The sequence below is a fragment of the Paraburkholderia sp. BL27I4N3 genome, assembly GCF_003386115.1.
Classification (GTDB): Bacteria; Pseudomonadota; Gammaproteobacteria; order Burkholderiales; family Burkholderiaceae; genus Paraburkholderia.
Genome location: NZ_QREJ01000001.1, coordinates 6,999,787 through 7,025,819, shown reverse-complemented (window position 1 = coordinate 7,025,819; position 26,033 = coordinate 6,999,787). Strand labels below are relative to the sequence as shown.

21 protein-coding genes are annotated in these 26,033 nt (G+C 57.8%); 10 read left to right on the top strand and 11 right to left on the bottom strand.

Annotated features, from left to right (window positions below; translation table 11 throughout):
- Positions 1 to 4 precede the first annotated feature (4 nt).
- Entirely contained in the window at positions 5 to 1,123 is a 1,119-nt protein-coding gene (locus B0G71_RS31930) for a branched-chain amino acid ABC transporter substrate-binding protein (protein WP_116146844.1), read from the bottom strand.
- Between the two features lie 260 nt (positions 1,124 to 1,383).
- On the bottom strand, positions 1,384 to 2,301 hold the full coding sequence (locus B0G71_RS31925) for a DMT family transporter (protein ID WP_181916851.1): 918 nt from the start codon (positions 2,299 to 2,301) through the stop codon (positions 1,384 to 1,386).
- A 362-nt stretch (positions 2,302 to 2,663) separates the two neighbouring features.
- Here B0G71_RS31925 and B0G71_RS31920 point away from each other — a divergent pair, with 362 nt between their 5' ends.
- The 5 genes from B0G71_RS31920 to B0G71_RS31900 all read left to right on the top strand — a co-directional run bounded on the left by B0G71_RS31920 (position 2,664) and on the right by B0G71_RS31900 (position 6,530).
- The gene (locus tag B0G71_RS31920; RefSeq protein ID WP_116146840.1) at positions 2,664 to 3,389 is read left to right on the top strand and encodes a haloacid dehalogenase type II; all 726 of its coding nucleotides are present in this window, start codon (positions 2,664 to 2,666) and stop codon (positions 3,387 to 3,389) included.
- A gap of 112 nt (positions 3,390 to 3,501) precedes the next feature.
- Positions 3,502 to 4,224, top strand: a complete 723-nt coding sequence (locus B0G71_RS31915; RefSeq protein WP_116149057.1) for a haloacid dehalogenase type II — start codon at positions 3,502 to 3,504, stop codon at positions 4,222 to 4,224.
- A gap of 48 nt (positions 4,225 to 4,272) precedes the next feature.
- Positions 4,273 to 4,764: an Lrp/AsnC family transcriptional regulator gene (locus B0G71_RS31910; protein ID WP_116146838.1), complete on the top strand. Its 492-nt coding sequence runs from the start codon at positions 4,273 to 4,275 to the stop codon at positions 4,762 to 4,764.
- A 15-nt stretch (positions 4,765 to 4,779) separates the two neighbouring features.
- Positions 4,780 to 5,094 carry a hypothetical protein gene (locus B0G71_RS31905; RefSeq protein WP_147308724.1) on the top strand — a complete coding sequence of 105 codons (315 nt, stop codon included), beginning with the start codon at positions 4,780 to 4,782 and terminating at the stop codon, positions 5,092 to 5,094.
- A 299-nt stretch (positions 5,095 to 5,393) separates the two neighbouring features.
- On the top strand, positions 5,394 to 6,530 hold the full coding sequence (locus B0G71_RS31900) for a porin (RefSeq protein WP_258875702.1): 1,137 nt from the start codon (positions 5,394 to 5,396) through the stop codon (positions 6,528 to 6,530).
- Between the two features lie 64 nt (positions 6,531 to 6,594).
- Here the strand turns inward: B0G71_RS31900 and B0G71_RS31895 are convergent, their stop codons facing one another.
- From B0G71_RS31895 to B0G71_RS31870, 6 genes are all read right to left on the bottom strand, one after another.
- Complete coding sequence (locus B0G71_RS31895; protein WP_116146834.1) at positions 6,595 to 8,067, bottom strand: NAD-dependent succinate-semialdehyde dehydrogenase; 1,473 nt, start codon at positions 8,065 to 8,067, stop codon at positions 6,595 to 6,597.
- Positions 8,068 to 8,130: 63 nt separating this feature from the next.
- Positions 8,131 to 9,513, bottom strand: a complete 1,383-nt coding sequence (locus B0G71_RS31890; RefSeq protein ID WP_116146832.1) for an aspartate aminotransferase family protein — start codon at positions 9,511 to 9,513, stop codon at positions 8,131 to 8,133.
- Positions 9,514 to 9,646: 133 nt separating this feature from the next.
- Positions 9,647 to 10,255 carry a hypothetical protein gene (locus B0G71_RS31885; protein WP_116146830.1) on the bottom strand — a complete coding sequence of 203 codons (609 nt, stop codon included), beginning with the start codon at positions 10,253 to 10,255 and terminating at the stop codon, positions 9,647 to 9,649.
- Complete coding sequence (locus B0G71_RS31880; RefSeq protein ID WP_116146828.1) at positions 10,252 to 13,218, bottom strand: FAD-binding and (Fe-S)-binding domain-containing protein; 2,967 nt, start codon at positions 13,216 to 13,218, stop codon at positions 10,252 to 10,254. The genes B0G71_RS31885 and B0G71_RS31880 overlap by 4 nt, the downstream gene beginning before the upstream one ends.
- A gap of 137 nt (positions 13,219 to 13,355) precedes the next feature.
- A complete protein-coding gene (locus tag B0G71_RS31875; RefSeq protein ID WP_116149053.1) occupies positions 13,356 to 14,918 on the bottom strand; it encodes a PucR family transcriptional regulator in 1,563 nt (520 codons plus the stop codon).
- 48 nt (positions 14,919 to 14,966) lie between these two features.
- On the bottom strand, positions 14,967 to 16,253 hold the full coding sequence (locus tag B0G71_RS31870) for an MFS transporter (protein ID WP_116146826.1): 1,287 nt from the start codon (positions 16,251 to 16,253) through the stop codon (positions 14,967 to 14,969).
- Between the two features lie 252 nt (positions 16,254 to 16,505).
- Between B0G71_RS31870 and gabT the strand changes: the two genes are divergently transcribed.
- The 5 genes from gabT (at position 16,506) to B0G71_RS31845 (ending at position 22,065) form a co-directional block, all read left to right on the top strand.
- A complete protein-coding gene (gene gabT / locus B0G71_RS31865) occupies positions 16,506 to 17,804 on the top strand; it encodes a 4-aminobutyrate--2-oxoglutarate transaminase (RefSeq protein WP_116146824.1) in 1,299 nt (432 codons plus the stop codon).
- 3 nt (positions 17,805 to 17,807) lie between these two features.
- Entirely contained in the window at positions 17,808 to 19,010 is a 1,203-nt protein-coding gene (locus tag B0G71_RS31860; RefSeq protein ID WP_116146822.1) for an aldehyde dehydrogenase family protein, read from the top strand.
- 80 nt (positions 19,011 to 19,090) lie between these two features.
- Positions 19,091 to 19,429, top strand: a complete 339-nt coding sequence (locus B0G71_RS31855; RefSeq protein WP_116146820.1) for a tRNA-binding protein — start codon at positions 19,091 to 19,093, stop codon at positions 19,427 to 19,429.
- Between the two features lie 45 nt (positions 19,430 to 19,474).
- On the top strand, positions 19,475 to 21,079 hold the full coding sequence (locus B0G71_RS31850; RefSeq protein WP_116146818.1) for an amidohydrolase family protein: 1,605 nt from the start codon (positions 19,475 to 19,477) through the stop codon (positions 21,077 to 21,079).
- An 8-nt stretch (positions 21,080 to 21,087) separates the two neighbouring features.
- Complete coding sequence (locus tag B0G71_RS31845) at positions 21,088 to 22,065, top strand: GTP-binding protein (RefSeq protein WP_116146816.1); 978 nt, start codon at positions 21,088 to 21,090, stop codon at positions 22,063 to 22,065.
- A 121-nt stretch (positions 22,066 to 22,186) separates the two neighbouring features.
- Here B0G71_RS31845 and B0G71_RS31840 read toward each other — a convergent pair whose 3' ends face one another.
- Genes B0G71_RS31840 through B0G71_RS31830 form a run of 3 tightly spaced genes read right to left on the bottom strand, consistent with a single transcriptional unit; the run spans position 22,187 to position 25,966 of the window.
- Entirely contained in the window at positions 22,187 to 24,013 is a 1,827-nt protein-coding gene (locus tag B0G71_RS31840; protein WP_116146814.1) for a CocE/NonD family hydrolase, read from the bottom strand.
- Between the two features lie 13 nt (positions 24,014 to 24,026).
- Positions 24,027 to 24,560 (bottom strand): GAF domain-containing protein, encoded by a 534-nt coding sequence (locus B0G71_RS31835; RefSeq protein WP_116146812.1) that lies wholly within the window; start codon positions 24,558 to 24,560, stop codon positions 24,027 to 24,029.
- Positions 24,557 to 25,966 carry an MFS transporter gene (locus B0G71_RS31830; RefSeq protein WP_116146810.1) on the bottom strand — a complete coding sequence of 470 codons (1,410 nt, stop codon included), beginning with the start codon at positions 25,964 to 25,966 and terminating at the stop codon, positions 24,557 to 24,559. Before B0G71_RS31830 ends, B0G71_RS31835 begins: the two co-directional genes overlap by 4 nt.
- Positions 25,967 to 26,033 lie beyond the last annotated feature (67 nt).

Genomic DNA, 26,033 nt, shown 5'->3' with positions numbered 1-26,033 from the left:
GCATTCATTGACCGTAGGGTACCGGCAGGCCGTTCTTGATAACATACACGGTTGTTGGTGCGCCCTTCAGGTCGCCGTCGGCGTCGAACGAGTACGTTCCAGCCACGCCCTTGTAGTCGGTCTTGGCTAGCTGGCCAATAATCTTCGCTTTATCGGTCGTGGTGCCAGCCTTGACCATTGCATCGGCTAGCAGTTTGACGCCGTCGTAGTAGCTAACTGCGTATACCTGCGTATCGGTGCTGTAGGCAGCCTTGTACTTCTGCAGGAATTCGCGGCCTGCTGGCGTCTTATCCAACGATGTACCGCCTTGCGCGCAGTAGACAATCGACGCCGCATCGCCCGCAACCTTGCCCATATCGGCCGAACAGATACCGTCGCCACCGAGCAGCTTGGCGCGCAAGCCACGCCCTTTCATTTGCTTCGCCATCGGCGCGCCTTGCGAGGCATAGCCACCGAAGAAAATAACGTCAGGGTTTTTGGACTTGATGCTGGTAAGAATGCCGAGGAAGTCAGTCGCCGACGAGTTGGTGAATTGCTGGTCGACGATTTGGATTCCGTTGGCTTTGGCTTCCTTCACGAACTGCTCAGCAACCCCTTGACCGTACGCCGTACGGTCGTCGATGACTGCGGCGGTCTTCGCCTTCAAAGTCTTGGCTGCGAATTGTCCCATTGTGCCGCCCAGCTGCTCATCACTTGCGCCAATGCGGAAGATGTTCTTGAAGCCTTGCTTGGTCAGTGCAGGATTTGAGGCAACAGGCAGCATCGGAACTCCCGCCGTGTTGTACACCTTTGAAGCCGGGATAGCCACGCCCGAGTTGTACGGACCCATCACTGCAACCACGCCGCTGTCGACCATTTTTTGCGCTACCTGAACGCCGACTTTTGGGTCAGCCTGGTCGTCCTCTGAGTCCAGTTTGAAGGTCACCTTTTGACCGCCGACACTGACGCCGGCCTTGTTCAGCTCGTCGATTGCGAGACGCGCTCCGTTCTCATTGTCCTTTCCGTTTGGCGCCTGCGGTCCCGTAAGCGGAGCCGAGTGACCGATGGTGACGACGGTTTGTGCGTTTGCTGAAGCGACGAAGCCGGCGGCCGTTAAAACAGCCATTGTTATGGTCAGGCGCATTATGTCTCCAAGGTTTTAGACTGATGAGCGACCAGACTAATTCAGCCTTGGTCTCCGGACAACCTATCGAAAGTAGGAAAAAACCCGCGTTGTGATGATTTTGAAGAGGATGCGGGATTGACTGCCGGGAGACCTACGATGCCGCGACATCCCCGCAACGTCGAGTTTGCGAGTCGTCAATTTGTGAGAGGTCAATCGCGTCTCCGGCATTCCCCGTTGTGGTCCGGAACAGCGACGCGACCGGATGCATCGCAGTCGACTCAGCGATTCACCGCCGACACGCTCGACCGCGCTTCCGCGGACGTTTTGGTCGGGTGCAGCCGCCGTCGAGCACGGGACATGACAATGGACGCAGTGACCATTGCAACGCCCAGCCATAAGGTAGGCGGCAGGGGATGCGCAGAATGCAGTGCAAGGAAAATGGTTGAGAGCACGGGCGTGGCGTAGCTCAACGCCGTGGTTAGGCCTGTATTGCCTTTTTTCATCGCAAAATCCCACAAGTAAAACGCTGCACCCATAGGGCCGAGGCCCATGTACACCAGAACGAGCCAGTCTTGCGCAGGCAACCGTGGCCAGTTGCCGGTGTGGAAGTACAACGCGAGGCACGCCAATCCTGCAGGAAGCGAAAAGGCGCCGACCGACAGGCTTGAAAGCGAGTTGAATCGCTTACCGAGTACCGAGTACGCGGCCCACGCAAATGCTGACAGAAGCGCGAGCAGATAAGCGAAAGCTTCCTTCGTCACGTACGAACTCATCGAAGCTGGGCCGTCGTGCGACATATGAGGTTCTTGGACCGACCAGCAGGCGGCGGCCGCTCCTCCAAAGCCAAGGAAGGCGCTCGCGAACAGGAAGCGGGGTTTCTGCTCTGCGGGTGCCATCCGGCCGGTTATGCACACGATGATGATTGGCCAAAGATAATGCACAAGGCTCACGCCGATTGGGTCACCAAGCTGCAGCGCATAAAAATAGACGACGTGGTAAGCGAACATCAGACCGCTGCCGGCGAGGAGGAGCGCCAGCGGCATTTTCCAATGACGCACCCACGGTAGACCGATGATGCCGCCAATTGTCAGTGCGACGCCGTTGACGAACAAGGTAGGCGCGCCATGCAAAAGGTCAACGCTGGTCGCGAGGGTGCTCCACATCAAGACAGTTACGGCCACGCCGATAGCAGTCATCTTGGTTCCTCCAAAATGACCCGAATCTGCAATATTCGATGGCGGTTGTCTTCCCCTTGAACGTATGGAAAGCTCGCTCGCGTTTCGTACTTGTCGAACAGGGAGCGCGAAAAACTCGGGGGATGGGAGCGCGACAGATGAATGAGGCCAGGTTCGCATGCTGAGACTGTCCCAATATTTTTTTGACCTGCGGGTAGGGAAAACGCTTACGCTCTGGAGCGAACAGGAAAAGGCAGCAGAAACTGCTGCCGTCCGAGGTCTGAACGGTGAAAGTTGCTTTTCGGTCCATCGATTAAAGTTCTGCTTGCTGCCGGTGCTCAATAAACTGTCCTCTCCAACTGGACACATGAGAGGAGTAACCCGTGAACCTGACCGACTTCAACACCCTTACGTTCGACTGCTACGGCACCTTGATTGACTGGGAGAGCGGAATCTTCCAGGGCCTGAAAACTTTGCTGGACCGGGCTAAGACCCCAATCACGCGAGACCAGGTGCTGGAGGCGCATGCCCGTCACGAGTCGTCGCAGCAGAAGTACACGCCGGCGAAGCGCTATCAAGAGTTGCTGCCCATCGTCTACAAGCGTCTGGCCGAGGAATGGGGTCTGCCGTTCACGCACGACGAATGCGTCGCTTATGGTCGCTCGGTCCAGAACTGGCCGGCATTCGAAGACAGCGCAGAGGCACTCCAATACCTGAAGAAGCATTTCAAGCTCGTCATCCTGTCGAACATCGACAACGAGAGCTTCACCTACAGCAACGCTAAACTGAAGGTCGAATTCGACGCCATCATCACCGCGGAAGATGTGGGTTCCTACAAGCCGTCGCCGCGCAACTTCGAATACATGCTCGAAAAGCTCGGTGACCGTGGCATCAAAAAGGAAAAGATTCTGCACACGGCAGAAAGTCTCTTCCATGACCACAAGCCTGCGAACGAATTCGGACTGACGTCGTGCTGGATTTATCGCCGTCATTCGCAGCCGGGCTTCGGCGCGACGATGAACCCGGGCTCGCAACCCAACATCGACTTCCGCTTCAACAGCATGGCGGACCTCGCTAAGGCGCACCAGGAAGAACTGGCAAATAAGTAAGACAATGGACTCTCGTTGGCCTTGGCGCTGGGCGCCGCTTTTACGCGGTCGAGGCAGACGAGACCATTGGGGCGGCTAAGATTGATTGCAGGCGACTGAAACAGGGGGCGTTGTGGCATTGACGGATTTCAAGGCATTCACATTTGACTGCTACGGAACTCTCATTGATTGGGAGTCGGGTATCGCATCAGGTCTGTCGGCGTTGGCGTCCCGAGTCGCCGAGCCTCTTACACGCGATGAGATTCTTGAAGCCCACGCCCGCCACGAGTCGTATCAGCAGAAAATCACGCCGACCATGCCGTATGACCGCGTGCTTCAGGTAGTCTTCAAACGGCTGGCAGAGGAATGGGGGGTGGCGTATCGCTGGGAAGAAGCGGTCGCGTACGGTGCCTCAGTCGGAGATTGGCCTGTATTCCCAGACTCGCCAAGTACGCTGCAATATCTGAAGAAATACTTCAAGCTGGTTGTCGTCTCCAATGTAGACAACCGCAGCTTCAGGACCACAAATGAAAAACTCGCTGTTGACTTTGACGCCATCGTGACGGCTGAGGACGTCGGTTCGTACAAGCCTTCGCGGAACAACTTCGAATATTTGTTCTCTACGCTCGCGTCGATGGGCATTGGTAAGGACGATACACTGCATGTGGCGGATAGCGTATACCATGACCATCAACCTGCGAGCGAACTGCAGCTTCATTCGTGCTGGATTCAGCGACGCTATGAGCAGCGCGGAGCTGGCGCGAACGTGAAATACTCGGCCGAGCCATCCGTTGACTACAAGTTCACGAGCATGGCACAACTGGTCAAGGCGCACCACGAGGACCTGGCTCGCTGACAGAAACGTCGTCTTCGATTGACACCCAGCAATTCGAACAAGCACGATATGCGACAAAAGCTTGACCGGACAGACATCAAGATTCTTGCCGAACTGCAGAAGAGCGGCAATATGACGAACGCCAACCTGGCCACTGCTGTCGGCTTGTCGGCAAGCCCTTGTCTGCAACGCGTGAAGCGCCTCGAAGCCGCGGGAATCATCTCGGGTTACGGAGCTCATCTAAATCTGGCCAAGCTGACCAGTACGGTCACCGTGTTTACCGAAATCATGTTGCGCGACCATCGACGTGAAGACTTCACGCGCTTCGAGGCGAATCTGCGCGATTTTGATGAGATTACAGAGTGCCATCTTGTCAGTGGTGGGTACGACTACCTGCTGAAGTCCATCGTCAAGAACATCGGACACTATCAGGAGGTCATCGAAAAGCTGGTGGACCGCAATATCGGAATCGAGAAATACTTCAGTTATATCGTGATTCGGTCTCCCTTCGTCAAGCAGTCTGTACCGCTCGAAAAGCTGCTATCTGAAGACGATGACTAATGGAGCGTGTGCAAGATGACAAGAGTCCGGTATGTCTGTGCGTCTAGCAGCAAGTCAATTCATGGAAAGCTGAACGAGCATGCTGCATGGTTCGACTTGCATCAGGTTGCTCATCTCTTCGGCATCCGGCCTGAGCGCGCAGCCAAGTTTCTGTGGCAGGTTGGCGCCTCCGGCGAAATCAACGAGGAGAAGGACCTCAAGCGCAACGAGCGACGTGGCTGTCTGTTGAGCCACCGAGCAGTGGTCGCCGTCGGCTATCACATGAACTACGGTCGTGCGAACGCATTCCAGAAGTGGTGTGCGTCGGAGCTTGCAGCATTGCTGCACTGAATGATTTTGCTTCAGCTCGCTTTGCCTCTTCAATTCTTCAACACCTCCGCAGCACCCACTCCAGCGCAGCGTCGTATCTCGGCAGAACCGTAACAGATTCCGCGCACTCAACGGGCCGCCGTCAGCCAACGTACGAAACGTTCGAACCCAGCGCATCGGTTTCCTATCTTTCGTCGATTGGTGCCAAAAATAGTTGCGGGAATACTGACCTCCGGTAGCTCGGCAGTCAGAAAATCACATCGACGGTTCTTCATCGGTCGCGCTGCCGGGCGGATGTTTCATACCATTCGGAGGGGACATTGAAGAAGACAGTGCTGTGCGCTGCGATGCTTTTCGGGGCAACGACGTGTTTTGCTCAAAGCTCTGTGACACTCTACGGAGTCGTCGACGATAGCTTTTCTTTTACGAACAACCAGTCAGGCTCCCACAACTACCAGATGGTCAATGGCGGGCGTGGCAGCAGCAAATGGGGCTTCCGCACAGTCGAAGACCTCGGTGGCCAGCTGGACGCGGTTACCGTCCTTGAGAACGGATTTGACTTGAATACCGGGAAGTTCGGCAACGGCGGTCGACTGTTCGGACGGCAAGCCTACGTCGCGCTGAATGGACCGTTCGGTAGCTTGCGACTGGGGCGGCAGTACGACCTCATCGCAGACGCTCTGATGCCGCTTGCTTCATCGCTCAGGTTTGGTGGCGTGCTCACGACGCGGGCCGGAGACGTAGATAATGTCTGGGGTGATTACTCAGTCAGTAACACCATCAAGTATTACACCCCGGATTTTGCCGGCCTCAAGCTTGGCGCGCTTTTCAGCCTGGGTGGCGTCGCAGGCAACTTCTCGCAGGGTCGTGGTGAAGGGTTAAGTCTGACGTATTCGGGCGGCCCTGTCAGCGCCTCGGCCGCATTGCTGAGGTTGAACAACCCTGCGACATCGCTCTACGACGCAACAGCAAATCCTCAGGCTGGCGCCAGTTTCGCTAATCCCATCACGAACCCGACATTCAGTGGTTACGTGTCGGCGCACACTTTGCAGATTGCTGGGACCGGCGTCAACTACGCCGTGGGCAATGCGACAATTGGCGTGCTATACACCAACACGCGATTCGAAGACGTGGTACCAACAAGTTCCACTCCATTTTCAGGTACAGCGACCTTCAACAGTATTGAGGCCAACGCGACCTACAGAATCACGCCCGCGGTAATGGTCGGCGCTGCATACAACTACACGAAGGCGGAGAGCGCGAAGTACAGCCAGGTCAACGTCGGAGCAGAGTACGACCTGTCAAAGAGGACGATGCTTTACGCAATCGCGGCATGGGAACACGCCATCGGAACAGATTCAACGGGCAAATCAGCGGTTGCTGCCATGGCGTTCGTGACGCCGTCGAGCACAAGCAATCAGGTGGTCGTTCGCGTCGGTGTGCGGCAGGCGTTCTGAAGCAGTCAAAAGGAAAAGGCCATCGTCCCTGCGGACGATGGCCCAATAGAAAACTGCCTACGACTTATTCAAGGCCTCCTTGGCAGATGTACTTGATGGACAAGTAATCATCTAGGCCATACTTTGAACCTTCGCGTCCGTAGCCCGACTCCTTCACACCGCCGAACGGCGCTGCTTCACTTGCCACTGCGCCTTCATTAAGGCCCACAACTCCTGCTTCCAAGGCGCGTGAGACGCGGTCGGCACGGCGCATGTCCTGCGTGTAGAAGTAGGCAGCGAGACCGAACGGCGTATCGTTGGCCAGGCGAATTGCTTCTTCCTCAGAGTCAAAGCTGTACAGTGGAGCGACTGGGCCGAAAGTCTCTTCGCAGGTCACCAGCATCTCAGTGTTCGCATGCGCGAGAACGGTCGGGGCGTAGTAGTTCGGCCCCATTTCCGCGAGACGCTTGCCGCCAGTGAGGACCTTGGCACCCTTAGACACGGCATCGGACACATGCAGGTCAATCTTGTCGATGGCCTTCGCGTTAATCATCGGTCCGATTTGAGCTTGCGGGTCGGTGGCAGGCGCGACCTTCAGAGCGCCCACGCGCGCCGCAAGAAGCTCTGCGAACTTGTCGAACACGCCGGCTTGGACGTAGATTCGGTTCGGGCACACGCACGTCTGACCGCCATTGCGGAACTTTGCCGCCATCAGGCCTACGACAGCAGCGTCGAGGTCAGCGTCGTCGAAGACGATGAACGGCGCATTGCCGCCAAGTTCGAGGGACAGCTTCTTGAGCGTGCCAGCCGACTCACGAGCCAGATACTTCCCGACGGCCGTCGAACCCGTGAAAGTAATTTTCCGAACTCGTTCGTCTGCGAGCCAGTCGCCAACCGCTTCGATACCTTGGTCACGCGAGGCGCTGAGCATGTTGAGCACGCCGGCGGGCACGCCCGCTTCTTGTGCCAAAGCAGCCAGCGCAAGCGCCGTCAGCGGCGTGTCTTCTGCGGGCTTGCCGACAACCGTGCAACCGGCTGCCAGCGCCGGCGCAATCTTTCGCGCAATCATCGCGAGAGGGAAGTTCCACGGCGTGATGGCCGCAACGATACCGATAGGTTCTTTGACAGCGCGCATCTGCTTGCCACGTTGCTGCTGCGGGATAATGTCGCCGTAGATGCGCGTTGCCTCATCAGCGAACCAGGCGACATAGGAGGCGCCATATGCAACTTCGCCCTTGGCCTCGGCCAGTGGTTTTCCCTGCTCCATCGACATGATGGCTGCGAGGTCATCGGTGTTCGCGACAATCAGTGCGTGCCAGCGTTGGAGAATCTGAGCTCGCTCGCGCGGAAGACGCTCGCGCCAGTCTTTGGCCGCTTTCGCTGCCGCGTCCGTTGCGGCACGTGCGTCGGCCTTGCTGCTATTGGCGACTTCCACGATGACCTGACCGGTGGCAGGGTTCGTCACCGGGTAACGTGCATTGTTGGCCGCTTCCGTCCACTCGCCACCAATCAGATTTTGACGACGCAGAAGCTCTTCGCGCTTCAGTTTCAGTTCCATGAGAGATACCTTCGCTATTAATCTGTTCACCGCCGCTGCTTTGGCGGACTCGCACTTCGTTGGTTAGTCTTTCAGCGCGCGACGCACGTCTGCGATTTCCAGAACGTCGTCGAGCGTCTTGCGCACACGCTCCACCATGATGTCGACTTCGTTCGCGGAGAAGCAGAGTGCAGGCGCGAAGCCGAGGATGTTGTCGCCGAAAGCACGGAAGATAATCTTGTTACGCCCCGCAGCTTCAAAAATGCGGTCTGCGAGTTGCAGCGAAGGGTCGAAACGTGCCCGTGTTGCTTTGTTCGACACAAGTTCGACCGCACCCAGCAAGCCCAGATGCCGAGAGTCACCGACAAGCGTGTGGTCAAGCAGACTATCGAGGCCAGCAGCAAAGCGCGGTGCCTGTTCTTGGCCATTCGCCAGCAAACCACCTTCGGTGTAAAGCCGGAGGACCTCGAGGCCGATGGCTGCGCTCACCGGATGGGCCGAGTACGTCTGACCATGACCGACAGCTTCACCCGGCTTGCTCCCGTCTGCGATACCTTGATAGATAGCATCGGACATCAGAACAGCACCCATCGGGGCGTAGCCCGCCGTGAGGCCCTTTGCAATAGTCATGAGGTCCGGTTCGACATCTTCGTGCTCACACGAGAACATCGGACCGGTACGGCCGAATGCCGTGATGACTTCATCTGCGACGAAGAGAATGTCCAGTCGGCGGCACGCATCGCGCATGGCTTTGAGCCAGCCCTTGGGCGGGACGATGACACCGCCGGAGCCCTGAACGGGCTCGCAGAAGAACGCCGCGACGTTTTCTGCTCCGAGCTGTGCAACCTTATCTTCAAGCGCTTTGACCGAAGCCGCGATAATCGCTTGTGCGTCATCCGGTGTGCTGCTGCGATACGGATACGGAGACGGAATAAGGTGTTGCGTGGGCAACGGAACGTCGAAGTTCCGATGGAAGCTGCCGATTGCAGTCAAACCCGAGCCAACCGACGAGGAGCCGTGGTATCCACGCTCCAGCGCGATGAAGTGCTTTTTGCTCGAACGGCCGGTTGCGTTGTAGTAATGCGTAATGAAGCGCAGGGCAGAATCTACCGCATCCGACCCGCCGAGTGAGAAGTAGACGTGCTCGAGGTTGCGTGGCGAGATATTGACGAGCCGCTGCGCGAGTTCGATTGCGGGCTTGGACCCGAAATGGAAGTAGCCGGTCGCATACGGCAACTTGGCCATCTGCTCGGACGCGACCTTCACAATGCTGTCGTGACCATATCCCGTGTTGACACACCAGAGACCCGCGAAGGCGTCCAGCAGCTCGTTTCCGTTTGCGTCGTACAGCCATGCGCCCTTACCCCGTTCCAAGACGGTGACGCCTCGCGCTTCGTGCGCGCGGTAGTTTGCCACCGGATGGATAAGGTGCTTGCGGTCTGAGTCAATTAGCGTTGCTAGTGACATTTCAAAAATCCTTGATAAGTTGTTGCTTGACCTAAGACTACCCGCGTGCCGCAGCATTTGGTTTCGGCGGCTGGGCTACCTTGCGAGTGTCTCGGTCGATACTTCGGGCCCTGCGGCATATCCTGCTGTCGGGTCAGCTTGCGGCTGGTACCAGGTCGTCGGAGAAGAGCGGTGCGGTCAATGCGGTCAGCAGTCGAATCTCTTCTGTGATTGCCTTTTCAGGGACCACTTCCGCGCACATGAAGGCAAAGGCACCGACAGTCCGGTTGCAAACAACGACAGGGATGTTGACCAGAGTTGCTGTTCCTAGCGACTTCAACTTCGCATGGTCCGGGAAATAGTGTTCCAGTTGTTCGTCGGAATTCGCCACGAGAACCTCACCACGCTCGAGCACCTTACGCGCCCAATCGGACCCCGAGAGCTGTTTCCAGCCGCCAACCGGGTATTCGCTAGGAACGGTGGAAAAAATGCGGCGGACCGCACCAAGCTCTTTCGGGGACTCCGGGCGGGGTCGAGATACGAGCGCTGTCGCTTGCAGGAAAGGCAGGCGCAACTTGACCACTTCAAGCCAACCCTGAATTGCGGTGTCCCTCGATGGAGCGCGGTGAATTGCGGCAGCCGCTTTGGCGAGGTTCGTCGAAAGGTCACTGTTCGCGCCGGCCGCAGCGACGTTGCTGGTCCGAGAAAGCAGCAGGGCTGCTGCGCCCAGTGACGCAACACTCGCGAAGTTTCTTCTATTCATACTGTTTCTTCCTGAGCTGAGGGTTCAACGGGTTGAGATGCCGGGGTCTTCTTTGCTCGTTCGTCGAGCCACTGCGCGAGGTGAATCGCTTTCCGGCCGGTGGTGTTGCGAATCTGAGAGCGGCAACTGAAGCCGTCGGTCACCAGAACCGAGTCCTGTTCGAGCGGCTCGATTTTCGGCACGAGTTCCGATTCGGCAACGGCGCGCGCGACGTCTGCTGTCTTCGTGTGATAGCCAAAGGCTCCCGCCATCCCGCAGCAGCCGGTCTGCAGCACAGCGCCAGATGCGGCAGCAGTGTCTACGAGTCGGGACTCTGCTTTCACGCCTCCACAGGCCTTCTGATGGCAGTGCCCATGGATGTAGACGGTTTCATTCAGCGTGGGCACTTCAAATCCTTGCGACTCGAGATACTCAGCGAGAGTTTTGACGGATGCGGACAGCGCTTCCGCATTCTTGTCATCCGGGAAAAGAGAGCGAAGCTCATCGCGGAACACGGACAGGCAACTGGGTTCCAGAACTACGACCGGCACTCGATGCGCGATAACGTGCTTCAATTCCGTCATAATTTCCACGAGGTTTCGTTTTGCGTGGTCTAGCATGCCTGCGTCGTAATAGGGGCGGCCGCAGCAAATCTGCTTGCTCATGATTTCGACATCGACGCCATAGGACTTCAGGACACGCACGGTTGCCTGAAGTACCTCAGGGGAGAAGCCATTATTGAAGGTGTCGGTCCACAGCAGAACGGATTTGGCTGCTCCTGGATTTCCGCTAACGCCGCGAAGGAGTCTCTTTGCGGTCTCGCTGTTTCGAAACGCTTCCGACGCGATGGCGGGGAATTTCACATGTGCGGCGAGCCCGAACTTCTGCGAAACCGCACGGAACGCGCGCATCTTCATAGCGGCGTTGATGACGCTGCTGATACGCGTGGCGACAGGAAGCCACGAGCCAATGTGCCCAATCATCGTGTCCATCAAAGGACGTTTGGCCCGCTGGTAGTGCTGGTACAAGAAGTGGCTCTTGTATTTGGCCAGGTCAACGTGCGTCGGGCAATCGCTGCGGCAGCCTTTGCAGGCCAGGCAGTTGTCCAGGGAATCCTTGACGTCCTTGTTGTCCCATCCATCGGTGATGACTTCGCCTTTTAGCAGCTCAAAGAGCAAGCGGCTGCGGCCTCGCGTCGAATACTTCTCCTCGCGTGTAGCACGGTAGCTCGGGCACATGGTCCCGCCTTCGAGCGACCGGCATTTGCCCATTCCAATGCAGCGTTCAGTAGCGCGAGCGAATGTGTCGGGACTTTGCAAATTCCCGAACGAGAAATGACTCGGCACGTCGACGCGACGGTAAGTCGGTCCAAGCCGGAGATTCTCATCAACGGGCATCGCGTCGATGAGCTTGCCGGGGTTCATCCGGTTTTTCGGGTCCCAGATTGCTTTGAACTCCCGGAATGCGTCCATGAGCTCAGGCGAATACATAAGCGAGAGCAACTCGCCCTTTGCCTGACCGTCTCCGTGCTCGCCTGAGAGCGACCCCTCGTATTTCACCACGAGCTTCGCAGCCTCTTCGAGGAACTGGCGCCACGTGAGGATGCCCTGTCCGTTACGCAGGTCAAAGTTGATGCGGGAATGGATACAGCCGTCGCCGAAGTGACCGTACATATTGGTCGTGTACCCATAGCGGTCGACCAATGCGGAGAACTCGCGCAGGTACGCGCCGAGCAGGCGTGGCTCCACAGCAGCATCTTCCCAACCGACCACTGGGTCGGGCTTCGACGGGTCGTCGCCAATCGAAGTCGCCGAAGCGCCAGTTTCGCGAACGGACCAAAGACGTTTCATCATTGCCGCGTCGGACACCACACGCGCGTTTGGCCGGCCGGGTAGCGAACAAGCCAGGTCTGCTGCTGCTTGCGCACGAGCGACCGCCGATTCGCGACTGTCGGTACCAAACTCGACCATCAACCACGCGTTGCCGTCAGGCAGTTCCGCAATATCGGCGAGCGCGAGTCCTCGCTCACGCAAGCCACCGACGATGCCAGTGTCGAGCCCTTCCATTGCGATGGGCTCAAGGGGTAGCAACTGCGGTACGCAGTCCGCGGCATCGAAGATAGTCGGAAAGCCGAAGACGGTCAGGACGCGAGCGGTTGGGTTGCGCACGAGCGTCGTCGTGGCGCGCAAGACAGACACGCACGTACCTTCAGAGCCAACCAATGCTCGGGCGATGTTGAAGCCATTTTCGGGGAGGAGCTGGTCGAGGCTATAGCCTGAAACGCGGCGCTTGAGCTTGGGGAAGCCAGCGCGAATCTCAGCGGCACGGCGATTGGCGAAGTTTCGAAGCCCCTGCACGATTTCTGCGCGTCGACCGCCTGCTGCGATGTGCTCTTGATATGCCGCCTCGTCGGTCGGGCCAACCCAGAAACGCTCACCGTCGTAGGTGAGAATTTCCATGGCTTCGATGTTCTCGGCAGTTTTTCCTGCCATCACCGAGTGGGCGCCACACGAGTTGTTGCCGACCATGCCACCAATCGTGCAGCGGCTGTGAGTTGCAGGGTCTGGGCCGAACGTCAGGCCTTTAAGGGCTGCCGCGCTTTTCAGTTGGTCGCAGATGACACCAGGTTGAACGACAGCGGTACGGGCGCTTGCATCCAGCTGTTCGATTCGAGTCAGGTGGCGCGAGGTATCGATGATGACCGCGACATTGACGGCCTGCCCGCACATTGAGGTGCCGGCACCGCGCGTGAGCACGGGAACGTCGGCGTCATGGCACGCACGCATGACTGTGACGACGTCTTCAACCGTGCGGGGAAGGACGACGCCGATAGGAACCTGACGGTAGTTCGACGCCTCAGACGCGTAAGCCGCGCGGGACCCTGCATCGAACCTTATTTCAGCATCTGTCGTTTCTGCGAGTTGCCGCTGAAGCGCGAGAAGCTTGTTGAGGTCCGGGCGTGAGGAAGACGATTTTGAAGTCATTTGGTCGCGAATTTCGGAGAGAGCGGTGGGAAGGCGGTCCAACGCGAACTACACGATGACCAAGAAATCCCGCGTCATTCCAAATTAAAACGCGACATAAGGCTGGAGTCTTCCTACTTAAAGTAGGAAGGCGAGGCTCAATCTTCGCGAAGCCGATACAGTGCCATTGCGACTTGAACCTGGAAGCGAATCTTCGGGTCTTCCAGCGTCACATTGAGAACCTCCTCGATTTTTTCGAGGCGGTATCTCATCGTGCTGATATGTATGCCAAGCGAGCGCGCCGCATTGACTAATTGGAACCCTTCATCGGCAAGCGTGCAGAGTGTCTCGAGCAAAGACTCGCCGCGTGGCCGCGATACCAGCGGCGTGACAAGGCGCTCGATGAGCATGTCCCTCGCATTCGCATCGCCAAGCAGCGCGCGGGGGAACAGAATTTCATCGAAACGATGAAGTCTGCCAGGGCGCAGCGTTGGGAGCAACGCATCAACGTCCTTCGAGCCAGTGGCCATGCCATCGATGCCCGTGTGGACACGGCTGATTGCCATTGCGGCGCGGTGGTCGGTCACCGCTTCCCACAACGACTCCGGCGAGGCCTCGGCCGGAAGAATGAACTTAATCTGATTAAGCCATATTGCAAGCAGTTCCGGTTGGCCAGTAGCCCGAAGCTGATGTTTCAGAGATTCCACCCAACGCTCGCGACGATTCAATCCTTCTGTCGTGAGCGGGATGGGTTCGTCTAAAAGTACGAGACCGATTCGATATTGATTTGTCTGACTCCAGCCGCAGACTCGCGCTCGCTCGACCGCGGCGGGTGTGGCCGTGAATTCGCCGTCAAGAAGGCCAGCGACGAGAGCATAGCCCAAGCGGTCTTCTTGCTGTGCGAGCTGCTGCTGGTGCATCAGGTGGAGAGCTGCCACCACGCTTGCATGCTCCATCGCGCGGGTATCGAGTTCATCGGCTTCCGCACCTTCGAGGTCGAGCCAAGTTACTGCGACGAGCGAATCATGAAGTCTGACAGCCAACCGAAGTCGATACAGAACACCGTTCGCAGTCTGGAATTTCACGCGGGTCGGCCTTTGCGCGCTTCTCGAGTCGACGGGTGATTGCGAGAGAGAGGATACAAACTGCTCTTCCAGCAACGGCGAATTTTCATCATCGACTGATGTGCCAAGGATTTCGCCAGAAACGCTCGTGAACGCGACTTCTCGGCCGACGAGCTTTCGCAATGTTTCTGCGATGTCGCGTAAGCTTTTGGCGGTGACCGCAGCGTTGGTCAACGCTCGATGCAGCTGTTCAGACCGCTCGATAAGTTCAGCCTGGAAGTTGATTATCTTCGCGAGAATTTCGTGTGTGACTTGACTGAATTGCACGGCCCACGGCAGTTCGAGAAGAGGGAGGCCAACGCTGCGAGCTTCGCTGATGGCTTCTTCAGGAAAGTGGTCTCGAAATTGAGGGACCGCAAGGACGACGCCGGCCAGCCCAACGTCGCTCAGTTCACGTACTAACCGTCGCGACGTTTCTGCGTCGCGCGGCCAGTTATAGCCGGTTGTCAGTAATAGTTCGCCCGGCTTCACCCAGTTGACGATGTCTGGGTGGTCGACCATGTGAACCCAGGTAATCTCGCGCTGAAGACTCTCTTCTCCAGCAACGACCTCAGCTTCACGTAAAACAGTCTCACGGATGGCGGTGTCGAGCTTCATGGCGGCGAATAGTTTCGCCGCGGTATCAGCCTGACACCGCGGCATCAATTAAGCCTCTTTGGGCTGTCGGTAACCGAACAAGACGCCGAGTAAGCTGAACGTGGCGGCAAAGATAACGTAAATAGCAGGTGCCATCGGCGTTCCCGTCGTGCTGATGAGCCACGTGAGAATAAGCGATGCAAAACCGCCGAATGTCATGACTGCGAGATTGTAGGCGACCGAAAGGCCCGTCGAAAGCACCTTTGTCGGGAACGTTTCCGACAACGCAGCCAGGATGGGGCCGGTGTAAATCGCGATGAGCACGCCAAAGACGGCCTGGAAGACGCACAGAGTTGCGACCGACGGTGACTTAACAATCATTGCGAACAGCGGCCATGCGAGGACGAGCATTGCCGCTGAGGCACCGCCCAAAAGCCACTTGCGGCCAACCTTGTCTGAATACCAGCCAGTGAACGGCGAACAGACCGTGATGACACCACCGCCGACCATTGCCGCAATGAAGGAGGCTGATTGCGGAAGCTTCAATACCTTGACCGAGAAGGTCGGCATGTAGAACAGAATCACATAGATACAAACTGTCCACAGCACGACCATTGCGAAGCTCGCGAACGCTTGCCAAGGATAGTCACGCAGAACGTCACCAAGCGGAGTTTTCGACTTCTCTGCGTCCAGGAACACCGGAGTCTCCTCCAGGTTCCGACGAATAAAGAAGCCGATAGGTCCGATGAGCAGTCCCGACAAGAAGGGGATGCGCCATCCCCAACTTTCCATATCTGCGGTCGACAGGCCAAGTGTGATGCCGGTCCCGAAACATGCGCCGAGCAATACCGCAAAGCCAATGCTTGTCTGAATCCAGCTGGAGTAATACGCCTTTTTGCCTTTTGGGGCATGTTCGGTCAGAAATGCCGTTGCCGTACCCATCTCGCCGCCGGCTGAGAAGCCTTGGAGAAGACGCGCGAAGACAATCAGGCAAGGTGCCGCCGCGCCAATCTGGGAATAAGTTGGTGCCAGACCAATGATTGCAGTGCCCGCGCACATCAATAGAATGGTCAGCGACAACGCCGCTTTGCGGCCTGCGCGGTCGGAATAGATGCCGATGAGAATGCCGCCAAATGGGCGCACAAGGAAGCCGACGCCGAATGTTGCTACCGAAAGCATCAGCGAGGTGAGGTCGTTGCCTGTCGGGAAGAAGAGTTTCGCGATGGTGATGGCAAAGAAGCCGTACACCATGAAGTCGAACCATTCGAAGCCGTTCCCTAAGACCGTCGCTACGATGGCGCGCCGTCGTGCCGTGCGCTCGTCCTGATACTTTGCTGCAAAATTTACCGTGTTCATCTCCGCTCCCGATACGTGTTCAAGCGCTTTTCAATGGGGCGACTCGGTCCTCGAGAAACCAGCCGTGTCTCATTGAATCCAGCCAGAAATCGCATAACCATCCACGTTTGGTAGGAACGACAACCTCAAGATTAGTACACGAAGTAGGAATTGCATCAAAATAACTGAAAATCAGCTCGCAAATTCCTACTTAAAGTAGATGTTCTCGTCATTTGTGGCTTCCTACCATGGGTTCACCTCAGGAGGTCATTCATGAACAAAAATCTCGATAAGTCGCAAAGCGCGGCTGCGCTTCGTCAAACGTACGTGGCTCGTGGAGTCTCGACCGCCCATCCGATTGTCGCCACCCGCGCAGCGGGCGCCTATCTCTGGGACGAGACTGGCCGCAAATTCCTCGATTTCGTTGGCGGCATTGGCGTTCTCAACGTCGGCCATAACCATCCGGCGGTTGTCGCAGCGGTGCAGCAGCAACTTGAGTCGTTCTCGCATGTGTGTTTCCAGGTCGTGAGCTATGAGCCGTACGTCCGCCTGGCAGCGCGTCTTTCCGAACTCGTGGCACCTGGCCAAGGTTACAAATCGGTGCTCCTGACCACGGGCGCAGAAGCGGTCGAGAACTCCATAAAGATTGCACGCGGTTACACGAATCGGCCGGGCGTTATCGCATTCCGCGGCGGCTTCCACGGCCGCACGCTGCTCGGCATGTCGCTGACGGGCATGAGCGCACCGTACAAGCAGAACTTCGGACCGTTCGCGCCGGACGTCTATCACGCGCCGTACCCCAACGCGTACCACGGCATCTCGTCGGATGACGCACTGAAGGCACTCGAGACGATTTTCAATACGCAAATCCAGCCGGACCGAGTCGCCGCGATTATTCTCGAACCCGTCCAAGGCGACGGTGGCTTCCTGGCCGCGCCGGCGGAGTTCATGAAGGCGCTGCGCGAGCTCACGACGAAGCACGGCATTGTGCTGATTTGTGATGAAATCCAAACCGGCTTCGGTCGCACGGGCAAGATGTTTGGTTTCCAGCATTCCGGCATTCAACCTGACCTCGTAACGGTGGCGAAGAGCCTTGCTGGCGGCCTGCCAATCTCCGGCGTGGTCGGCCGAGCCGAAATCATCGATGGACCGACCCCGGGCGGTTTGGGTGGCACGTATGGCGGTAATCCGCTGGCTTGTGCGGCTGCGAATGCAGTGCTCGACATCTTCGAGCAAGAGAACCTCCTCGAGCGCAGCGTCAAAATCGGCGAGCAACTTCGCGCGGGCCTCGAAGAGCTCAAGGCCGAGCATGCGGAAATGGGTGAAATCCGTCAGACCGGTGCTATGGTTGCCGTTGAGTTCGTCTCTGACGCTCAGGCAAAGACGGCCGACAGCGCGCTCACTCAGCGCATTCTGGATGCGGCACGCGAAGAAGGGCTGCTCATTATCAAGTGCGGCGTCGACCGGAACGTCGTTCGCTTCCTGTCGCCCCTGACTGTGTCCGACCAAGACGTCTCAGACGCGCTCGGCATGTTCGGTCGCGCCGTCGCTGCGGCCAAAGCTGCCGCGTAAGCGATGCTTGACGGACGGCTTGACGAGGCCACCCAACGCCTGCTTGCGCATCCGTTCGGCGCGCGAGCAGGCGTTACACGTCGTTTTGACATCAATAGTCCGTTCGACGGTTCGGTGGTTGGCACCGCACCCGACACCGACTGCCGAACCGTTGCAGCGCGTTTCGAACGCGCTGTTATCGCTGCAGGAACGCTTCACACTACACGTGTCGTTCAAGAGCGGTTGTGCACCTGGGCGAAGAAAATTGCCGTGCAGCGAGAGAAGCTGGCGCGCACCATTAGCCTGGAGACCGGCAAACCAATCAGGTTCGCTCGCATCGAGGTGCTGACGGCGCTAGCGACTCTCGACCTTTACTGTCCGGCCCCGGTTGCAGCCCTGGCGCGGGAGTGGACAGCGGCGGAGGTGACATTTGGCATCTTGAATTGGTGCGACCCGGTTTTGTCATTGGTAACAGAGACGGTGGCGGCGCTAGGCAATGGCCGCGCGTTGCTTGTGAAGCCCTCTACGCGAGCCCCGCTATCTTCGTTATCGCTGGCCGCGCTTTGGAACGAAGGTGACGACCTCGACGGATTGCTGTGCGTCGTTCCTTCCACTGACGCGATTGGAATGCTACGTGCAGCACTCATGTACTCTCACGTGAGCGAAGTCCGGTTTCGAGGAAGCCGTGAGGTAGGCAGCTACATCCTGCGTGCGTGCGGCGAAGCATTAGTGCCTGTGACAGTGACTACGGTCACTCGGTCTCCGCTTGCAGTCGACGAGCACTCGGACATCGAGTCCGTATGCGACTCAATCATTCAGCGGGCCTTCTTTCCCCCTTTGCGAGCGGAAGCCGAGCGCGTATCGTGTATTTACGTACGCGATTCTATCGCGGACTCGGTCGTCTCCGCGCTCATCAGCCGGGTATCTCAGTTACGTGTCGGAGACCCGCTTGATGAGCGAACCGACGTTGGACCGCTAATCGACGATGTCGCGGCGACCCTGCTAGACGAACAAGTCGAAGAAGCGGTAGCCGCGGGGGCGGCGCCATCGGTCATCGAGCCGGCGGCGGAGCCACGACATTTCCGTCCCGTGATTTTGGACTATGCTCAACCTGCCATGCGGGTTTGCCAGGGGGAACTCGAAGGACCTCTGCTCCCCGTGGTCAGGTACAGGCATCCAGACGAGCTTCAGGATGCACAGATGCTGAACGCGGACTCGGTGGCATAACGACCGAACCACATCAGCCGTTTGCGGCTTTGTCTCGAGACCCCGCTGGGCTTTGGAAACAAATTTTCTATTGTCACAAGATGAGCGATACAACCCCCTACGAAGCGTTTTCAATGGTCGATATGCGCGCCGGTCGCATCGCCCGCGTTGAATTGAACACGGAAGCACGCAAACCTGCCTACAAGATTTGGATTGACTTCGGTGAACTGGGTGAACTCGCGACCAGCGGTCAATACGTAGCACTCTACAAAGCTGAAGAGCTTGTCGGTCAGATGGTCATTTGCGCGGTGAATTTGGGCGCCCGGCGTATTGCCGGATTCAAGTCTGAAGTGCTGATGCTCGGCGTCGAGGGCGCGGACGGCGCAGTTGTTTATCTCAAGCCGGAGCGCGATGTCGCCCCCGGCACGAAAGTATTCTGAGAATTGACGAAAGCCTGAAAAGGGCAATTCGATAAAGGAGACAGCATGAGCGCGCCTGGTGCGGATATTGAAGTCGGCGAAGAGATGGTCGCCGGTTTCGCAAAGAAAGGCTTGGGGCAAGTGCAAGCGGCAACAGAGCGTAACCGCGGCGCCGGTCCCTTCCTTCGACTCGTTTTGCGCGGCGCAATGGTCATCGATGGTACGGGAGCGCCTCCTTGGGGACCGGCCGACATCGTGGTCGAAGACGGGCGCATCACTCACGTAGCCGCCGTCGGTGTACCGGGTCTACCTATCAACCCGGCTCGTCGGCCCGCGGCTGGCGACCATGAAATTGACTGCTCTGGGAAGTTCGTCACACCGGGCTTCATCGATTGCCACGCCCACATCGGCACGCCATTCCACGCTGAAAACGGCGAGATGCTGCCAGCTGACTACATCTACAAGCTTTGGCTCGCCCATGGCGTAACGAGCGTCCGCGAAGCAGGCACGATGAACGGGCTTGCGTGGACGCAGCAGCAGGCGGCGGCAGCTGATGCTGGCCAGATTGCCGCGCCGACGCTGTACCCATACGTTTATTTCCCGGCAGTCAACGACTACCTGAAGACTATCTTCACGCCGGAGCAGGGTCGGGAGTGGCTTCGAATGGCCCACGCAAAGGGCGCACGAGGTGTTAAGTTCTTCGGCGCTCCACCGGCAATCATGGAAGCCGCTCTTGATGAGAGCAAAAAGCTCGGTTTGCGGACCTGTTGCCACCACGCGCAGCTATCTGTTGGGCGCATGAACGCGTTGCGCACGGCGCGCTGGGGCCTGACGAGCACCGAGCACGCCTACGGAATTCCTGAGGCGTTGTTCGATGGCCGCACGCTGCAATCAGTGAACGACGACTACAACTACAACGATGAGTACATGCGGTTCGCCACTGCCGGTCAGACATTTCTGCAGGCAGCGAAGCCCGGCAGCGCGAAGTGGAACGAGGTCATCGAGGCATTCCTCGAAGCGGGGCACACCTTCGTTCCGACGATGAACGTCTACGACAGCAATCGCGATTTAATGCGTGCGCGTCGTGCTGACTGGCACGACGAGTATACGGACAGCACGACGTGGAAATACTTCCAGCCGCAACGTGGCGGTCATGGCGCGTACTTCTACCGTTGGTCGGTGAAGAACGAGGTCGAGTGGAAGGAGAGCTTCAGCATCCTCATGGCCTTCCTGAACGAATACAAAAATCGCGGCGGCCGGGTGTGCGCGGGCAGTGACTCCGGCTTCATGTATCAGGTCTATGGTTTCGGGTACGTTCGCGAGCTCGAACTGCTTCAGGAAGCCGGCTTCTCGCCGCTCGAAGTTCTGCGCGCGGCGACCTCGCATGCAGCGGAGCTTCTTGGCATCGAAGCTGACGCAGGTACTCTTGAGGTCGGCAAGCGGGGCGATATTCTCGTCCATGACCAGAATCCGTTGACCGACTTCAAGCTGCTCTACGGCACCGGTGCGGTCCGCTTGAACGAGGACACCAACGGACCTGAGTTCAAGCGTTGCCTGTTGAAGACCATTCGAGGTGGGATGGTCTACGACGTCGACGAGCTGCTGTCAGACGTTCGCGACATGGTTGCTGACACCTGGTCGGGTTCACCTGGTAATCAACGGGCGCGGTGAGGGGCAGCATGGAAAATGGACCGCAATTCATCATCGTCTCAGGCATGCTGGGTAGTGGGAAGACCACACTTCTGGAGGGCCTGCTTGCCAGCGAGAGCGCAACCGACACTGCCATCATAGTCAACGAGGCGGGTGAGATAAACATAGACGGCGCTGTGCTGTCTGAATCGGCGCGCGGAATGTCGTTGGCTACGCTCAGCAACGGGTGTGTCTGCTGCTCATTGACGAACGACCTGGTCACCACGGTGCAGGACCTCGTCGAGTCGCGCCGGACCTCGGGGCAGAGTCCGTTCGCTCGGATTGTTCTGGAATGCAGCGGTCTCTCGCGACCTGGACCTATCGTTTCGTCATTGCAGGAGCTCTCCGACCTACGCCTCCGGCTGCATCTGGTTACGACCTACGATTGCAGTCGACCGTCGCTGCGGACTGGTGAATTTGAAGACGCTGTGGCTCAACTGGCTGCCGCTAGCACAATTGTTCTCACCAAAGTTGACCTTGTATCGAGCGCCAGGCGTGACGAGGCGTTTGAATCGGCAGCAGCCGCCAACCCGCTCGCAAGAGTGGTCAACGAGTTCTCTGCGTCAGTTCGCGTTCGCGAAGCATTCCTACCTCCAGAAAGTGGAATGCCGATAGTGCTCAACGAACAATCGAGGCAACCCAAGCCTCCAAGATTGCTCCACCCGAGGGTCCGCGTCTTCCGAGCCAAGCTCGACGAAAATCAGTCGTGGGAAGCAACACTCGACTGGTTGGAGAACCTGGCAGGAGCGCTCGGCGAGCGGCTGTTGCGAATCAAGGCGATTGTGCCGGGGGATAACGGAAGCGACCGCGTTCTGCTGCAAAGCGTAGGAACGACATTTTCAGCACCGCGCCGTCTCAGTCCGAACACGACCGCGCCACTCGGAGCCATTGTCATCGCAACGGACTGTGGGCGGCAGGACTTAGAAGAGATTCCCGTGGAACATGCGGTAACCTGGTTCGACCATTAGTGATTTAAACCACACGGGAGGCTCCGACTCGCGTGGCGCTCGGGTGGGCGCAGCAATGTCGCTTTGTTGAAGCTGCCCGCCGCGCGGCGGGCTTCTTTAACCTCAGGGCGTGGAACGTCTTCTACGCGATGGCCGATTGAAGCGGCACCTCGACGAAGCTCCCACCAATGCCAGCGTGTACCGAGAAGACGGGCGGGCGACCATATGGCATCGGTACAAAGTGACCTGCATCGGCACCGGAAATTGATACGCGCAATCTGCTCCCCTTTTTCAACGTCCAGGCAACTGGGAGCAACGGGATAACGAAGTCGGTTGCAACTCCAACCTCAAGACGAGATGCATCAGCGCGGTGATATGAACGGAAAGGCCACGCAGTTACATATTCTGCGGGGGCTTCGGACGTTTTCCGGTGTATCGCGCGAAGCATTCCCTCCGTCATGTAGAAGACGTTCCCTTCGACGTCGACTTCAGACAGATAGACGAATATCGACGCGTCACCCTGGTCGACCGCCATTCGAAGGGTTGCCACTGCGTGTCCTGCGACGGACATCGGTTCAGCCACCGGCGCAGTTTCGTAATGCAACATTGCGGCGGAACAGTCAGACCAGTCGGGGTAATAGTCGACGATGGTCGCTGCACCAAGGCGCTCGTAACGCGTTTGCTTGCCACTTGATGTTTCGAAATCAACCTTGAAACTATCGACGGATTGTCCGGCCGAGGATTCGGTAAGCTTGTTTCCAGCGGACAGGTTGAATCGAGTGCGCGTTGAGACTGGAGGCCAGACCGCTGACGACTGCCAATGTTCGGCATGAACGTTGTAGTAGTGTATCGGTGCCTCAGCAGCCAGGCCCGCGTCGTCGCCCATCAAATGCGTGTCGAAGAACCGGAGTAGCTCAGCGAGCAGATTGAATTCCGGGGCCTCTTGCTCTCGCCAGGGTGAGACATTTGTACGGGCACCATGGTCCCAAGGGCCCAGAAGCAGCCGGTCCTTCGGATTTGCGCGAGTCAGGAAGCGCGTAATCGCGCCGTTGGCGTAGCCCGCGCCGTCGAACCAGCCTGACACAGAGTAAATGGGGACCTCGGGTGAAATCTGGTCGAGGTAGTGATACGGGCTGCAAACGGCGAGGGTGAACTCTGGGTTGTGAAGCATCCCTTCATCTCTGAATGCGAATTCGCCCGCTGCGTCTGCGAGAGAGAAGTTGCCGCGATGCTCATTGATAGCGGCAGCGAGCAGGCTGCCGTCAGTATCTTGGTCCACGCGATGCGGTCCCTGCAGCCCGGGGTCCTCGTAGTACGAGATTTGACGGATGAGGTCGCGCCGGTCATGGTCCATTGCCACCATGAGATTGGAGTACGCCTGAGTCCAGACCTTCGAAACCAGGCCCCCCGGGTACAACTGTTCACTATAAATGTCCGACACACCGAATAGCGGCGCAATCGCTTTGACAGCCGGATGCCCTGTACTGGCAAGAAAGCAGGCGGCAGCGCCAACATACGAGATGCCAGTCGAGCCGATGACGCCGTTCGACCATGGCTGCCGGACGGTCCATTCTGCGACTTCACCGTAGTCATCGCGCTCTGTGGGAGAACGAAGGGCATCGCGCGTGCCGAAGCTCGCTCCAGTGCCCCGGACATCGACCACAACGACGGCGTACCCTCGAGGCACGAAAAAATCTCGGTAACGGGCCGCGGCCGGCGCAGCCTCGGCAACATTGCCGTCTGTCTCGAAACGCCTGTAGTACGGGGTAAAGATGAGCAGCGTCGGGAATTGTTCCGCTTGCGGACCTGCTTGGGGGATGTAAATGTCAGCGGCTATACGACAGCCGTCACGCATGGTGATGTACAGCGATTCCGGCGCAGATGGGAGCTGAAACTGCGCAGGCCTGCTTGAGAGGTACTGGCTAGGAGGCACATTCCAGGCCGAGTTTTTGTCATCGCGGTCTGACATGATGGTGTGTTCCTTACTGGTGGTTCAATTCAAGAGATTCGACGGAAAAAGGCTCAACGCAAAGAAAGGCAGGCAGCGCTGCCTGGGCCAGGCAGCGAACGACCGGAATGTGCCCATCCCGGTAATAGCCGTCTTCGGTATGAAGGAGATTGACAGTAGCCAGTATCTTTCCCATCCACATTACAGGGACGTTCAGGATGCTCGAACATCCGGTCGCAAGAATCGTCTCGGCGTCAGTGAAGTTAGCGACGATGTCATCCCGGTTGCGTCCAATGAATGGCTGTCCAGTAACGAGCACTTTCTGGAGTCTGGGAGCCGAGTCGATGCGCTTGATGCCGCCTGCTGCGTAAGAGTCGCGTAGGTTGCTGTATGCGCGTTTGACAATCCCTTCTTCGATGTGGACGGTCAGAACGGTGAGCAACTTACGGCCGACAATGTCTGCGATTGCATTGTCCAGAGCTGCGAGCGTCGACCGTGGTTGTTCCGTGAGCGTGTGAGCATCTGTAATTGAGCGCAGCCCGGAAAGGATGTTTTCAGAGACGGTCATGCGTCACCTCTGGAGGGAATCGGCATGCCGTCGGGGTGAACGGGTCTGCTTTCTGACGTCGCAATTTCCTCCAATGCCAGACCGCGAGTCGGGATACCGAAGACGAGAACGATGGCTGCACCCGCAAGCAGAACGCAGGTCGTGACGCCGAACACGCCTGCGAAGCCTAAAGTCGGATAGATGAGTCCGACGAGTATTGGTGCGATGACGGCTCCGATGCGACCAAACGACGATGAGGTACCGACGCCTGTCGCGCGAAGGTGCGTGGGGAAGATTTCCGGCGTGTACGCATAGACACCGCCGAACGTGCCGTTCATGAAGAACGAGAGACAAATACCAGCGACCGCGATTTGCCACGTCGCATCAGAGAAAGCCATCCCAACCGCCGACAGTCCACCCAAAACCATGTAAGTCGCAATTGTCCCCTGTCGGCCCACGCGCTCGTTGAAATATGCTGCGGAAAGGTACCCAGGGATTTGCGCTGCGTACATCAACAGGGAAAATCCGAAACTCTTCGTGAGAGTCATGCCGTGCTGAACGAGCAGGCTGGGAATCCATGTGAAGAACGCGTAATAGCTGAACGCAATCGCGAACCACATCGCCCACGACATGGCCGTTGTTCTGCGCAGCTTCGGCGACCAGATGGCCGTAAAGTTGCCGAAGAAACTTGAAGGGCTAACCTTCGGACTCGACTGCACAATCGTTTCCGGGACGGGCTCAAACGTTCGCCCTTCTTTGAGAACGAGCGCCTCGATTCGGTCCATTGTCGCGTTTGCCTCTGCAATGCGTCCGCGGCTTTCAAGCCACCGGGGCGATTCCGGCAGTTCTCGTCTCCACCACAGCAGGATGAAAATAGGCAGCGAGGTGATGACCACGACGTAGCGCCAGCCATCGTGGAAATGCGGGATTATCAAATTGCCCAAGACGGCCGACATGACGTAACCGAAGGCGAAGAACCCTGCTAGCGCGCCTGTGAAAGCTCCTCGATATTTGCGTGCGACAAACTCGGATAGAAATGGCGCAACGATGGCGCTTTCTGCACCGGCTCCGAAGCCCGCGAAGATTCGAATCGTGTAGAAAGCTTGCCAGTGGTTTACTTGAGAACTGATGACCGAGGCGATGCAGAAAATAATCAGCGCCGTCATCATCACGAAACGGCGCCCAAAACGGTCGCCGGCCAGGCCAGCAAGCATTGCTCCGAAGAGAAATCCTGTGTAGGTGCTGCTGGCGATGAGGCCATTCTGCAAAGACGACAGCCCCCAAGCTTTGGTGATGGCTGGCAATACGAAGGCCATCGACGAAGAATCCATCGCGTCGAAGGTGTAACCCAGTCCGCCCATGAACAACAACTTCTTATGAAAACCACAGAACGGCAATCGTTCGAGGCGTGCTGCGACGCTAGACATGCTCTGTCTCCCGTCTCCCCGTTTTCACGGGAAGGCAATTAACTCATTTTCGAGAAGCCGCTCACTG